Here is a 13238-nt window from a genome sequence, read left to right as displayed (position 1 = left end):
TGTATCTGTAGGAGCGAGCTTGCTCGCGATGGACTCAAGAGCGCTGCGTTTAATCAATAAACACGCGTTATCGTTAACGCCCATCGTCGGAACGCCGCCCGGAGCAAGCTCGCTCCTACAAGCGAAACGGCGCAAAGTTGACGTTGGTGCCCGTCGGGCGCATGTCCTGCAGGAAGGAGTCCTTGTCGGCGCTCAGTTCCAGGCTCAATGCAGCCTTGCGCTTGCCTTCATTGCGCACCACCAGGCCTTCGAGCTTCTCGCGCAGGAACACGGTCGGCACTTTCAGGTGCAGCAGCTCGTCAGTGTCCGGCGTGTGCATCAGCAGGTGAATCCACTCGTACTGACCGATTGCAAGGCGCGTCACCGGGAGGTCGAACCACCAGATGTTGCGGTTACGGTTCAGTTCGGCGAAGTGGCAGTTGTTGACGCCAAGCACAGCACCGCCGAGTTCCTGGTTTCTGCGGGCAATGGCCTGCTTTTTATCGAGTTTCATAACATTCCTACGGGATTGGATCTTCAGCGCCATGGCCTGAATGTGTTGCGCATTCTCAGGGGTTGGCCCGCAAACATAAAGCGCAACCTGCACTGAACGATGAAATGTCGTGGTGAAAATTAATGAAACTCCCTGCAAAAGCCCCCGGTCAACCTTGTGTAACGACTTTCCTGCATTGAAATGTCTTTAATGAAATGAAGACGCGGCCATCTTCAGATGGCCGTTTTTGTGTCAGCCTGAACTTGCACGCTGAATTTGTTTCAAAGTCGCCAACTGGGCTACCTTGATGAAAGAAAACGGCCCCTGAGTCGCCACGACTTCAACCCAAATCCGTATGCGGCGAATGGAGACGCGAATGATTTTCCCGGACATGAGAGGCTTGCCCCTGCACCGTGTGATGATGCGCACGGTCACCGAGTTCATCGCCGACGAGATGTCGACCTATGCCTCGGCGCTGGCCTATCAAATGCTGTTTTCGCTGTTTCCGTTCATCCTGTTCCTGATTGCCCTGATCGGCTTCCTGCACCTGCCGGATTTCTTCTCCTGGCTGCGCCTGCAATCGGAACTGGTGCTGCCGCCCCAGGCGCTGGAGCAGGTCAACCCGGTGATCGACCAGCTTCAGCAGTCCAAGGGTGGTTTGCTCTCTGTGGGTATCGTGATTGCGCTGTATACCGCCTCCGCCGGCGTGCGGCTGATGATGAGCGCGATGAACGCTGCCTACGACGTGGTTGAAGGGCGTCCGCTGTGGAAACGCTTTCCGTTGTCGATCATCTACACCGTCGGCATTGCCGGCATGCTGCTGATCGCCGCAGCGCTGATGGTGCTCGGGCCGCAGGTGATGGAGTGGATCGCTGCGCAAGTCGGCCTTGAGTACTTTATCGTCACGCTCTGGACCATCGCGCGCTGGCCGGTGATCGTGATTCTGATGATGGTCGCGGTGGCGTTGATCTACTACGTCATGCCCGACGTCAAACAGGAATTCCGCTTCATCACCCCAGGCTCAGTGCTGGCGGTGGTGGTGTGGATCATCGCTTCCCTGGGCTTCGGTTTGTACGTCAAGGAGTTCGCCAACTACAACGCCATGTATGGCAGTATCGGTGCGATCATCGTGCTGTTGCTGTATTTCTACATTTYCGCCGCGGTGCTGCTGCTGGGCGCGGAGATGAATGCCGTGATCGAGCACATGTCACGAGAGGGCAAGGACCCTGGTGAAAAAGTGGCTGGCGAGCATGGTCCCGTCCATGAGGAAAAACACCACGTGTCGGGCCTGGGCCGCGATCACTCACACAAACCGACCATTGATGAAACCTGATCATGATTCGTGAAATTCTGAAAATGGGCGATGAGCGCCTGCTGCGCATTGCCCCGCCAGTGCCAGCCGAGATGTTCGACAGCCCCGAGTTGTGGCAACTGATCGATGACATGTTCCAGACCATGGAAAGTGTGGGGGGCGTTGGCCTCGCGGCTCCGCAGATCGGCGTCGACCTGCAACTGGTGATCTTCGGTTTCGAGCACAGCGAGCGTTATCCGGATGCCGAGGCGGTGCCGCAGACGATCCTGATCAACCCGTTGATCACGCCGCTGAGCCCGATCCTGGAAGAGGGCTTCGAAGGCTGTTTGTCCGTGCCTGGCCTGCGTGGCGCGGTGCAGCGTTACCAGCAGATTCGCTACGAAGGCGTCGACCCCAAGGGCGAGCCCATCGTGCGCATTGCCTCAGGGTTCCACGCGCGGGTGGTGCAGCATGAGTGTGATCACCTGATCGGCCGCCTGTACCCGTCGCGCATCACCGACTTCAGCAAGTTCGGCTTCACCGAGGTGATGTTCCCGGACCTGGACCCCAACGCGGACGACTAGATTCACAGTAGAACCCTGTGGGAGCGAGCTTGCTCGCGATGAGGCCAGGTCAGTCAACATTGTTGGCGACTGATACGCCGCCATCGTCGGATCGCCGCCCGGAGCAAGCTCGCTCCCACATTGGATCTCCATCAGGTTTTAGTGTGTCACCGGCCTGGCGCCAACCCCATCGCAATCATCGGCTTGCTGCGCGCATAACGGCTCAACCGTTCAACCATCGCGAAAGGCATCGGCGGATCGAAGGTAAACCCGCGACGCTCATAAAAGCCCCGCAAGTCCGGGTGACAGAACAACCACACCGGCAGTTCGCAATCCTTCACCGCGGCCGCAATCAACCCGGCGGCAAGCCCCTGTTCGCGACACCCCGGATCGACAAACAAGCCGGTCAGCCAATGCCCACCGGACACCGGACGCAAACACAGCACGGCAACAATCTGCTCACGGCGGGCCACCCACAGCTGCGCGTCGCGCACGGCTTTCATCGACGATTGGTGAGCGCGGTAGAACTTGTTCATCAACGGCCATAACGGCTCGTCGAGCAGGGTGTATTGGGTGTCGGGCATGGTCTCGGACTGTCGGTGGGCAAAGCGGGCGATTATAAAAGAACGCGCGCGCCGGGATAGGTGTATACCTGATCTCACATCCCCATGAGTGGAGTACGCATCATGTCCAAAGGTATGGATTCAAAGAAAGCGGCGAAAAAGAAACCGGTGAAAACGGCCATTGAAAAGCGTGCGGACAAGAAGGCCAAAAAGGTCGGCGTGTTCGGCCACTGATTCCGCGTTGATTGATCGCTCCCATGCAACATGGGAGCGATCCTCCAGAAAATAATCTGCAAGATTTCCCAAAGCCATTGCACAGAAGGGGACTGGTCCCCGATCTGAGCAACGCCATGCCCCATTACTTTGATAGCGCCCATCAAGAAGAAATCGAAACCCTGCGCCGACGCTTCACCGCGCGCACAGAATGGCCGACCTGGTTGCTGTTGATCGGTGTGTATGGCTGCTGGTTTGGCATTGTGTTGAACAGCCATCGATTGGGTTTGTGGTGGAGCACGCTGTTGCTGATTCCATTGCTGGTGCTGTGGTTATCCGTGCAACACGAACTGCTGCACGGTCATCCCACGCGCTGGCCAACCCTGAACAAAATCCTTGGCTACGCACCGATTGCCGTCTGGTATCCGTACACCTTGTACCGCGATAGCCATTTGCTGCATCACCGCGACGAGGACCTGACGATCCCCGGTCGTGATCCGGAAAGCCGTTACCTGAGTGCCGGGCAGTGGCAGGGCAGTTCACTGCTGGTGCGCAGCCTGCACTGGCTGAACAAAACCGTGCTCGGCCGCTTTGCCCTGGGTGCACCGCTGGCCCTGCTGACGCTGGCCCGTGAAGAGGTGCAACGCCTCAGAGCAGGCGAGCGCCAGGCCTGGCTGATGTGGTTGAGTCACGGCTCGATGACCGGGTTGATGCTGCTGTTCATCGCGAACCTCAGCGTATTGCCGGTTTGGCATTACCTGTTTTTGATCAGTGTGCCGGCGCTGTCGATCGCCATGATTCGCTCCTACTATGAACATCGACCTCAGGCTGCGCCGGAGCAACGAACCGTGCTCAACGAAGCGGCGTGGCCGTGGCGCTGGCTGTTCCTGAACCTCAATTTTCATCTGGTGCATCACGAATTGCCGGGGTTGCCCTGGTACGACTTGCCCCGCGCTTACCGGGCCCGCCGCGAGCAATGGCTGGCGCGCAGCGGCGGTTTTCTGGTGCGGGGTTATGGGCAGTTGTGGCGTGAACATGGCGTCAAAGCCATCGACAGCCCGAGGCATCCGTTTCACTGATTTTTTGCTACCAACTGAGTTCCCACATTGGAAATGTGCCGCATGGGACGATATCGATGACCCAACACATCGCCGAACTGCTGATGTACACCGCCCCCGAACCCATCCACCAGGCCAACGCACGCTGGCTGGCGCGAGTCCTCGAGCACCTGGGCGAAACCCGCCGTGATGCCGAAGGCCTGTCACTGATGGAGATGTGGTTGTCGCCGCACTTGCTGCTGACACAAACCTGCGGCTATCCGCTGATGACAGCATTGCGCGGTGAGGTCCGGGTGCTGGGGCGGCCTCGTTATGAGCTGCCGGACTGCAGTGGCGGCAATCATTGCAGCCTGATTCTGGGACGCCTTGATGATGCACGGCCAACCCTGGCGGATTTTCGCGGCAGCCGAGGCGTGATCAATGGCCAGGACTCCAACAGCGGCATGAATTTGCTGCGCCACCGGTTGGCGCCGCTGCAACGTGACGGGCGGTTTTTTGCTCAGGTCGGAATCAGCGGCAGTCATCGCGAAAGCCTGCGCTGGTTACGCGAAGACCTTGCCGATCTGGCGGCCATCGACAGCGTGACCTTTGCCTATCTGGCGCGCCACGCTGCAGAGGAAGTGGCCGGTTTGCGCGTGATTGCCCGCAGTGCGCTCAGTCCTGCCTTACCGTTCATTTCCGCCGCGACGGTCAGCGATGAGCAGGCCGTTGAGCTCTTGCGGGTGATGAACCTGGCGTTGCGCGAGTTGCCGGACGTTGCCCAAACCCTCGGTTTACCGGAGGTACTGCCCGCCAGCGAAATCGACTATCAGGTTGTGCTCGATTATCAACGTGAGGCCGAAACATTGGGTTATGGACGATTGAGGTGATAGGTCCATTTTCGCTGTAGGAGCGAGCTTGCTCCGGGCGGCGTTCCGACGAAAGCGGCCTATCAGGCACACCTTTTTTTAATTCCATAAACGAATATAAAAATAAGTTTTAAATATTATTAATGAATAAGGCTCCTTGCTAGGATTCGCCTCACCGGACCACCGGACATTCAGCGACCCCTAACCCAGGAGCCCCTATGTCCGGCGCCGATATTCTTCATCGCAAACACGTGGACGGATTGTTCCGTGCTCACTACCACTGGCTCTGCACGCGCCTGCGTCAGTCTCTGAACGATGCCGCCGCTGTCGAAGACATTGCCTGCGAAACCTTCGTGCAATTGCTCCAGGCCCCTGGCCTGACGGCCATCCGTGAACCCCGTGCCTTGCTCACCACCATCGCCCGGCGCCTGCTCTATCAGCGTTGGCGTCGAGGTGATCTGGAGCGCCAGTATCTTCAGCAACTGCAACAGGCCGAGCCGATACACGCCGAATCGCCGGAGGCACTGGCTCAGATGTCCCAGACCCTGACCCGTGTGGATCGCAGTCTTCAGCGGCTGCCAGGCAAAGTGCGTTCGACCTTCCTGCTGTCGCGGATCGACGGCCTGACCTATCCGCAAATTGCCGCTGCGCTGGGCATCTCGTTGCGTTCAGTCAGCGACTACATGACCCGTTCCCAGGCCCTGTGCGACCGGCACAGCGCCAACCAATCCCTGAACCGTCCACTCCAGAACAAGAGGTCCGCATGAGATCGATCAAAACCCTGCTCGGCAGTTCGTTGCTGGCCCTGAGCCTGTTGTCCCACCCGGCCTCGGCCACGGAAAAAGCCGCGCCTATCCACTTTGGCGACATCACCTGGGAAAGCGGCAGTTTCATCACCGAAATCCTGCGCCTGATCGTTGAAAAAGGTTACGGCTACCCGACCGACACGCTGCCGGGCAGCACCGTCAGCCTTGAAGCGGCGCTGGCGAAAAACGATATCCAGGTCATCGGTGAAGAGTGGGCCGGACGCAGTCCTGCCTGGGTCAAGGCTGCCGCGGAGGGCAAGGTGTTCGGCCTCGGCGATACGGTCAAAGGCGCCACTGAAGGCTGGTGGGTGCCGGAGTACGTGATCAAGGGCGATCCAGAGCGCGGCATCAAGCCATTGGCTCCGGAGCTGAAGTCCGTTGCTGATCTGGCGAAGTACAAGGACGTATTCCGCGACCCCGAAGACCCGAGCCGCGGACGCTTCCTCAACAGCCCGACCGGCTGGACTTCGGAAATCGTCAACAGCCAGAAACTCAAGGCCTATGACCTGACTACCAGCTACGTCAACTTCCGCACGGGCTCCGGTGCCGCACTGGATGCCGAGGTGGCGTCGTCGATCCGTCGTGGCAAAGCTGTGCTCTTCTACTACTGGTCGCCGACACCGCTGTTGGGGCGTTTCAAACTGGTGAAACTCGACGAACCGCCGTTCGACGCCGAGGCCTGGAAAACCCTGGCCGACGCCAACGACCCGAACCCCAAAGGCACGCGCTCGATGCCGGCGAGCCTGGCCATCGGCGTATCGGCACCGTTCAAGGCGCAATACCCGGACCTGGTGACGTTCTTTGAAAAGGTCGATTTGCCGATCGATCTGCTGAACCAGACCTTGGGCCAGATGAGTGAAAAGCGGCAGAAACCCCGCGAAGTCGCCGAAGCGTTTTTGCGTGAACAGCCACAAGTGTGGAAGGGCTGGGTGCCGGGGGAGGTGGCCACCAAGGTGAGTGCCAGCTTGTAGTTTTGTAGTGCCTGGAAGGTAGCCATCGTCGGAACGCCGCCCGGAGCAAGCTCGCTCCCACATTGGGTCGGTTGTGTCCACAAATCCCGTGGCCAACCAAGATCCCCTGTGGGAGCGAGCTTGCTCGCGATGCGGTCTGAAGTCTTACGCCAACTCGGCGGCCAACGCCGCTTTCACCGCCGGCCGTTGATCCACCCTGGCTTGAAACCTTGCCAACGCCGGCCACTCATTCAATTCAATGTCGAACAACCGAGCCCAACGCAACACCGTAAACAAGTACGCGTCAGCAATGCCGAAGCCGCCCGCCATCAAATAATCCTGCCGCTCCAACGTCTGGTTCAACACGGCAAAACGCTTGAACAGTTTCTCCTTGATCAACGCTTTCACTTCATCCGGAAACCGTGCGTTAAACAGCCAACCGAGCCCGCCATGAATCTCCGTCGAGATGAAGTTCAGGCATTCCTGCAACCGTACTCGCTCGAATGTCCCCTGCGCTGCGGCCAGTTTCGCTTGCGGCTGTAGATCAGCCAGGTATTGCAGAATCGCCGGCCCTTCGGTCAAAACTTCGCCGTTATCCAGTTGCAAGACCGCGACGTAACCCTTGGGGTTGATGGCGAGAAAGTCGTCGCCGTCGGCCGTGGTTTTGCTGATGTTGTCGACACGGATCAATTGGAAAGGCAGTTCCAGTTCACGCAGCACGATATGCGGCGCCAGCGAGCAGGCTTGGGGGGCGTAATACAGCTTCATGGGGCGGGCTCTGGTTGTGGATTTACGCCAGTGTCATAGTGCGCGGCGCCCCCGGTAAAATTAATCTTTCAGAAAACTGCCATAAGGAAAGCTACTGCCATGATGAACCTGATGCACTGGCGAATGGTGGTGGCCGTGGCAGACACCGGCAACATCACCCGGGCCGCCGAACGGGTCGGCATGACCCAGTCAGGCGCCAGCCAGGCCCTGGCATTGATCGAGGAAAACCTCGGTGTTCAATTGTTCACCCGGGAAAACCGCCAGACATTGCCGACAGCCATCGGCCTGCCGGTCATCGAGCAGGCACGGACCATGCTCGGCGCGCTGCAAGCCATTCGCAGCACCGTCGAGGCCGCAAAAGGTGTTGAACGCGGGACGATTCGCCTGGCCAGTTTTCCCATGGTACTGGCGACCTTTCTGCCGCCGTTGCTGCGTCAGTTCAACCGGCTTTACCCCGGCATCGAGGTGGTCGCCCTGGAAGTCAGCGATGACGAAGTGGAAACCCTGCTCGGCGCGGGGCTGGTGGATGTCGGCGTGGTGCTCAATCCGTCCGCCGAGCGCAAGGCCAGTCCATTGGGACGCGATGCCTGGATGGCGGTATTGCCCGGGGGCCATCCGCTGGCGCGGCGAACTCATGAAGAGGGCGTCTCCCTCGACGAATTGTCGAAGCAACCTTTTGTACTGGCCACGGGCGGTTGTTCGACCAATGCGCGAAGCCTGGCTGCCGATGCAGGGCTGCAACTGCAGGATGTGCGTGTCGAGGTCCGTGAATGGAGCAGTGCGTTCACCCTGGTGCGGGAAAACCTCGGCGTGAGCCTGGTGCCGGAGATGACGCTGCCGGGCAATCGGCAAGGTTTGCGCGTCATACCGGTGTTGCCGCGGATCGAGCGCGAGTTTGCCTTGGTGGTCGCGGCGAACAAACCACCGTCGGCGGCGGTGCAGGCACTGCTGGACATGCTCGACGGACGGTAACCCCCCGGCAAGCCGCTCAACTGTTTTTTGTCCTCGATGCTGACCGGCTAGTGGCCTTGCAGCCCAAGGCTGCCTTGCTGTGTGGCGATCCAGGCGGCAACCTGCGGCCATTCAAGGCAAGCCATTGCAACAATGCTTCAGGAAACCTTGGTGTTGCGCCAGGCGTTTGAAATATTCATCGACGGCGGGGTAGTCAGGACGGTCGATCGGCGTCATCAGCCAGCGATTGACCGACAAACCGATGACAACGTCGGCCAGAGTAAAGCTTGGCCCGGCGACATACGCCTTGGTGGTCGCGAGTTGATGTTCGAGGATGCCCATCTTCTGGTTCCAGCCGCGGATGCCGACTTCGAGGCGATGCGCGTCCTGGAACTCCGGGTCCTTGCGCACCAGCGCCATGAACGCATAACTCCACGACGGATTGAGCTCGGTGGCTTGCCAGTCCATCCACTGTTCCACCCGGGCGCGTGCCGCCGGTTCAGCAGGCAGCAGCTCGTGGTGGTGTTGGTGTTTGCCGGCCAGATAGCGGCAGATGGTATTGGATTCCCACAACGCGCCGGCGTCATCGATGATCACCGGTACCTGAGCGTTGGGATTGAAGCGCAGGAACTCGGGGCTGTGGGTGGACGCGAAGCCACTGCCCCAGTCCTCGCGTTCGTAGGTTATGCCCAGTTCTTCGCAGGTCCACAGGACTTTTCTGACGTTGATGGACGAGGCTTTGCCGAGAATCTTCAGGGTGTGTTCCATTTGAGCAACTCCATCGCGAATGGCGTGTATGTAATTGTAGGAGCGGTCTGTAGGAAAGGCGTTTCAACAGGTTTCCGCTGCCTACGATTTATTGCGTCATTGCCTACAACTACGCCAGAATCCGCCGGCTTGTGCGCCTGGTATCCGGACTCTATCGTTCCGCGTCGCTGCAAATTCAGCGATCGGGTCTAGCAGCCTGGATACTTTAGGCGCATAGCGTCCACCACTCGTGAACAGGTGTTTTTTATGCCTGTCAGTTCATGTTATGGCGGCTGTGCGCGGGAAGACCTTCGGGTCTACCGGGCTCTAGAGTCCTGGTCTGCTAGCCCGCGCACGGCTGCCACCTTATTTTCGTCTAGCAGCGAATCGTGGCAGCTCCATCACTCTAGGAGCATCACCATGTTCAAACCCACGCCCAACCCCCCACGCAATCCCAGCCCAATGTTCTCCATCTCACCCGGCATCAATAACGAAACCCTGTTGGCGCACGCCTGCGAATCACTGGCCTCGGCGAGCGTCATGACCAATGATTTTGCTACGTTTCTGGAAGGCAGTCAGCGCAATACGGCATTGGCGATTGCACAGATCATCATGCTGGCTGAACTGGCGGTGAACCGGGTGCTGGATAACCTCGATCCGCAAGATTAGTCGCGGAACCTGTGTCGCGCCTACGTACTCTCCCGCACCTTCAACTCAAACCCCATGTCCTGCACCGGTTTGGCCACGGTATTGCCGGCCATCAGCGTCAGCATCTGTTCCGCTGCGCGGCGGCCGATGGCTTCGCGCGGGGTGTTGATGCTGCTCAGGCGCGGGACCATGTGTTCGGACATGGGCAAGTCGTTGAAGCCGAGGATCGCCACCTGCTCGGGGATCTTGATCCCATTGCGCATGGCTTCGAGCAGGGCGCCCTGGGCCAGGTCGTCGTTGCCGAAGAAGATCGCATCGACATCCGGATGACTGGCCAGCAGTTGCAGGAACAGTTCGCCGCCGAGGCCGACGGAGGATGAGCGGGGCGTCAGCACTTCCAGGTCCGGGTCATACAGACCGGCCTTTTGCAGGGCTTTGCGGAAGCCTTCGCCACGGAGCAAGGTGCGCTGGTCCAGTTGCGCGCCGATGTAGGCCAGGCGTTTGCGGCCGCGGGACAGCAAGTGTTCGGCCGCCGTTTCTCCGGCCGCCAGTTGCGAGAAACCGACGCAATTGAGCCCGGCGGCGCTGTCCAATTCCATCATGTACACGCAAGGAATGTTGCTGGCCTCGATCATCCGCCGCGAACTTTCGGTGCGGTCGAAACCGGTCAGCAACAAGCCGCGCGGCTGATAGGCCATGTAATTTCGCAGCAGGTTTTCTTCTTCATCACGGGAGTAATGGAAGTTGCCGATCAGCACTTCGAAGCCCTTGGGGCGCAAAACCTGATGAATGGCTTCCAGGGTGTCGATGAACAAAAGGTTCGACAACGACGGCACCAACACCACCACCGATTGGCTCTGGGCCGAGGCCAGGGCGCGGGCGGCAGGGTTGACCACATAGTTGAGTTCCAGCGCCGCTTTCTGCACCTTTTCCACAAGTTCAGTGGCCACGGTGCTGACGCCGCGCAAGGCGCGGGAGGCGGTGATCGGGCTGACGCCGGCCAGTCGGGCCACTTCGTTCAGGGTAGGGCGGCCAGTGGTGCGGGTATTTTTATCGTTTTTAGTTGGATTCATCGACGGCTTGCCAAACAAAATTCAAGGCACTAAGGTAGCGCTGTCTCGATGCAGCTGCAAATGCGTGAGCGAGGGTTCGCCTGATCCTCGCTTTTTGGTGTCGGGACCTAACCTGCTGCAACCCATAAAATGACAAGAAAGGCGTCGGCAACTTCTGCTTTTGATCTAGTGTCATAACTGGCAAAGGTAGCGCTGTCTGCGCGCTGAGGTGTTACATGAATCATCCCATCACCGCCCTGGTCATCATGGGCGTTGCCGGTTGCGGCAAGACGTGCGTCAGCGAGGCCCTGTGCCATTTGAGCGGCGCCACGGCCATTGAAGGCGACTCTTTCCACCCTGCCGCCAATATCGAAAAGATGAGCGCGGGGATCCCCCTGAACGATGAAGACCGCGCCGGCTGGCTCGACAGCCTGTGCGATGAACTGCGCCGTGTCGACGCCAAGGGCCAGCGCCCGGTGCTGACGTGTTCGGCGCTCAAACACATCTATCGCGAACGTTTGCGCAGTGCCTTGCCGGGCCTGGGCTTCGTGTTCCTTGAACTGACCCCGGAAGTGGCCACCGACCGCGTCTCCCATCGGCCAGGCCACTTCATGCCGTCGACCCTGATCGACAGCCAGTTCGCCACCCTCGAATCGCCCGTCGGCGAGCCGTTGACCCTGGCGCTGGATGCTTCGACCCATAGCGTCGATGAGCTGGCCGTTCAGGCTCACCACTGGTGGCTTGAGCATGGCTTGAAGCGTGCCGGTTAATTTTGCTTGCAGAGATAGCGCTGTCCTTATGGCTTTCGAATTTCCCGCTTTAATAACAACAACAACCAGGAGACACCCCTAATGTTTGGCATGTCCCACGAGACGTTCCTGCTGCTCGATGCAGTGGTCACGGTGATCGGGCTTATCGTCCTGATTACCAAGTTCAAGTTGCACCCGTTCATTGCCCTGATCATTGCCGCCGCTTTCCTCGGGCTGACCTCCGGCATGCCGATCGGCACCATCATCAAGGCGTTCCAGGACGGCTTCGGTGGCGTGCTTGGCTTTGTCGGCATCATCCTCGCGCTGGGCACGATGCTCGGCAAAATGATGGCCGAATCGGGTGGTGCGGATCAGATTGCGCAGACATTGATCCGCGCCTTCGGCAAGGACAAGGTGCAGTGGGCGATGATGTTCGCAGCGTTCCTGGTCGGTATTCCGCTGTTCTTCGAGATCGGCTTCGTGCTGCTGATCCCGTTGGTGTTCATCGTGGCCCGCCGCACCGGCGTGTCGATCATCAAGATCGGTATCCCGTTGCTGGCCGGTCTGTCCGCCGTGCACGGCCTGGTGCCACCGCACCCGGGTCCGCTGCTGGCCATCGGTGTGTTCGGTGCCGACATCGGCAAAACCATTCTGTACGGCCTGATCGTTGCGCTGCCAACCGCCATCATCGCTGGCCCGATCTTCGGTACGTTCATTGCCAAGCACATTCCCGGTCATCCGAATCAGGAACTGGTGGATCAACTGGTGCGCGATGAGGATGCAGGCGATCTGCCTAGCTTCGGCATTACCCTGATCACTGTGCTGTCACCCGTGTTCCTGATGTTGCTCAAGACCTTTGCCGATGTGGTGCTGCCGGACGGCAATTTCTTCCGCACCTTCATGGACCTGATCGGTCACCCGATCTCGGCCCTCCTGCTGGCGTTGCTGCTGTCGCTGTACACCTTCGGCTACAAGCAGGGCATCGGTTCGCAACAGATGCTCAAATGGCTGGATGCGAGCCTTGCGCCGACCGCCGCGATCATCCTGATCATCGGTGCCGGTGGTGGCTTCAAGCAGATGCTGGTAACCAGTGGTGTAGGTGATGTGATCGGTCACATGGCGGTGGCTGCACAGATCTCGCCGATCCTGCTGGCCTGGCTGGTGGCAGCGGTGATTCGTATCGCGACCGGTTCGGCGACCGTGGCGACCATTACCGGTGCCGGTATCGTAGTGCCGGTGGTGGGGATGATTCCGGGTGTGAACCGTGAGTTGCTGGTGCTGGCCACTGGTGCAGGTTCGTTGATCCTGTCCCACGTCAACGACGCCGGTTTCTGGCTGGTGAAGCAGTACTTCAATATGACCGTGGCGGAAACCTTCAAGACCTGGACGGCGATGGAGACCATCCTGTCGGTGGTGGGCCTGGGCTTTATCCTGTTGTTGTCGCTGTTCGTCTAAGCGATTTTGCAGTCACAAAAAAACCGCAGCGATGCGGTTTTTTTGTGGGTGATGTTCAGGTTGTACACAAATCCACTGTAGGAGCGAGCCTGCTCGCGATGGTC

Annotated in this window: 15 protein-coding genes; 10 read left to right on the top strand and 5 right to left on the bottom strand. The window is 59.2% G+C overall.

The genetic code is table 11. The annotated features are described in order from the left end of the window. Positions 1-115: 115 nt before the first annotated feature. A complete protein-coding gene (locus tag AC1DKH_RS09970; protein ID WP_223457969.1) occupies positions 116-493 on the bottom strand; it encodes a hypothetical protein in 378 nt (125 codons plus the stop codon). A gap of 355 nt (positions 494-848) precedes the next feature. On the opposite strand from AC1DKH_RS09970, the gene AC1DKH_RS09965 reads away from it, so the two are divergent. Beyond that, on the top strand, positions 849-1805 hold the full coding sequence (locus tag AC1DKH_RS09965) for a YihY/virulence factor BrkB family protein (protein ID WP_477798080.1): 957 nt from the start codon (positions 849-851) through the stop codon (positions 1803-1805). Between the two features lie 2 nt (positions 1806-1807). Beyond that, a complete protein-coding gene (gene def, locus AC1DKH_RS09960; protein ID WP_007990355.1) occupies positions 1808-2347 on the top strand; it encodes a peptide deformylase in 540 nt (179 codons plus the stop codon). Positions 2348-2493: 146 nt separating this feature from the next. Here def and AC1DKH_RS09955 read toward each other — a convergent pair whose 3' ends face one another. Then, positions 2494-2910 (bottom strand): GNAT family N-acetyltransferase, encoded by a 417-nt coding sequence (locus tag AC1DKH_RS09955; protein WP_477798079.1) that lies wholly within the window; start codon positions 2908-2910, stop codon positions 2494-2496. Between the two features lie 329 nt (positions 2911-3239). On the opposite strand from AC1DKH_RS09955, the gene AC1DKH_RS09950 reads away from it, so the two are divergent. The 4 genes from AC1DKH_RS09950 to AC1DKH_RS09935 all read left to right on the top strand — a co-directional run bounded on the left by AC1DKH_RS09950 (position 3240) and on the right by AC1DKH_RS09935 (position 6785). Beyond that, positions 3240-4181: a fatty acid desaturase gene (locus AC1DKH_RS09950; RefSeq protein WP_477798078.1), complete on the top strand. Its 942-nt coding sequence runs from the start codon at positions 3240-3242 to the stop codon at positions 4179-4181. A 56-nt stretch (positions 4182-4237) separates the two neighbouring features. Further along, positions 4238-5029 (top strand): phosphate/phosphite/phosphonate ABC transporter substrate-binding protein, encoded by a 792-nt coding sequence (locus tag AC1DKH_RS09945; protein WP_477798077.1) that lies wholly within the window; start codon positions 4238-4240, stop codon positions 5027-5029. A gap of 197 nt (positions 5030-5226) precedes the next feature. After that, positions 5227-5775 carry a sigma-70 family RNA polymerase sigma factor gene (locus AC1DKH_RS09940; protein ID WP_477762812.1) on the top strand — a complete coding sequence of 183 codons (549 nt, stop codon included), beginning with the start codon at positions 5227-5229 and terminating at the stop codon, positions 5773-5775. Beyond that, the gene (locus tag AC1DKH_RS09935; RefSeq protein ID WP_477798076.1) at positions 5772-6785 is read left to right on the top strand and encodes an ABC transporter substrate-binding protein; all 1014 of its coding nucleotides are present in this window, start codon (positions 5772-5774) and stop codon (positions 6783-6785) included. The genes AC1DKH_RS09940 and AC1DKH_RS09935 overlap by 4 nt, the downstream gene beginning before the upstream one ends. 144 nt (positions 6786-6929) lie before the next feature. Here AC1DKH_RS09935 and gstA read toward each other — a convergent pair whose 3' ends face one another. Then, complete coding sequence (gene gstA, locus AC1DKH_RS09930; RefSeq protein ID WP_477798075.1) at positions 6930-7532, bottom strand: glutathione transferase GstA; 603 nt, start codon at positions 7530-7532, stop codon at positions 6930-6932. Between the two features lie 99 nt (positions 7533-7631). On the opposite strand from gstA, the gene AC1DKH_RS09925 reads away from it, so the two are divergent. Further along, the gene (locus AC1DKH_RS09925) at positions 7632-8504 is read left to right on the top strand and encodes a LysR family transcriptional regulator (RefSeq protein WP_477798074.1); all 873 of its coding nucleotides are present in this window, start codon (positions 7632-7634) and stop codon (positions 8502-8504) included. A gap of 111 nt (positions 8505-8615) precedes the next feature. On the opposite strand, the gene AC1DKH_RS09920 is transcribed toward AC1DKH_RS09925, so the two are convergent. Further along, positions 8616-9251 (bottom strand): glutathione S-transferase family protein, encoded by a 636-nt coding sequence (locus AC1DKH_RS09920; RefSeq protein WP_477798073.1) that lies wholly within the window; start codon positions 9249-9251, stop codon positions 8616-8618. Between the two features lie 399 nt (positions 9252-9650). Between AC1DKH_RS09920 and AC1DKH_RS09915 the strand changes: the two genes are divergently transcribed. Further along, complete coding sequence (locus tag AC1DKH_RS09915; protein WP_007974480.1) at positions 9651-9899, top strand: DUF6124 family protein; 249 nt, start codon at positions 9651-9653, stop codon at positions 9897-9899. Positions 9900-9919: 20 nt separating this feature from the next. Here AC1DKH_RS09915 and gntR read toward each other — a convergent pair whose 3' ends face one another. After that, complete coding sequence (gene gntR, locus AC1DKH_RS09910) at positions 9920-10951, bottom strand: HTH-type transcriptional regulator GntR (RefSeq protein ID WP_223445746.1); 1032 nt, start codon at positions 10949-10951, stop codon at positions 9920-9922. Between the two features lie 215 nt (positions 10952-11166). Between gntR and AC1DKH_RS09905 the strand changes: the two genes are divergently transcribed. After that, positions 11167-11700, top strand: coding sequence for a gluconokinase (locus AC1DKH_RS09905; RefSeq protein WP_477762819.1), 534 nt, complete (start codon positions 11167-11169; stop codon positions 11698-11700). A gap of 81 nt (positions 11701-11781) precedes the next feature. Then, entirely contained in the window at positions 11782-13134 is a 1353-nt protein-coding gene (locus AC1DKH_RS09900) for a GntP family permease (protein WP_477762820.1), read from the top strand. Positions 13135-13238: the final 104 nt, after the last annotated feature.

This window comes from Pseudomonas sp. 05L36 (genome assembly GCF_056398125.1).
The sequence above is the reverse complement of the archived record's forward strand: the minus strand, read 5'-3'. Positions and strand labels throughout refer to the sequence as shown.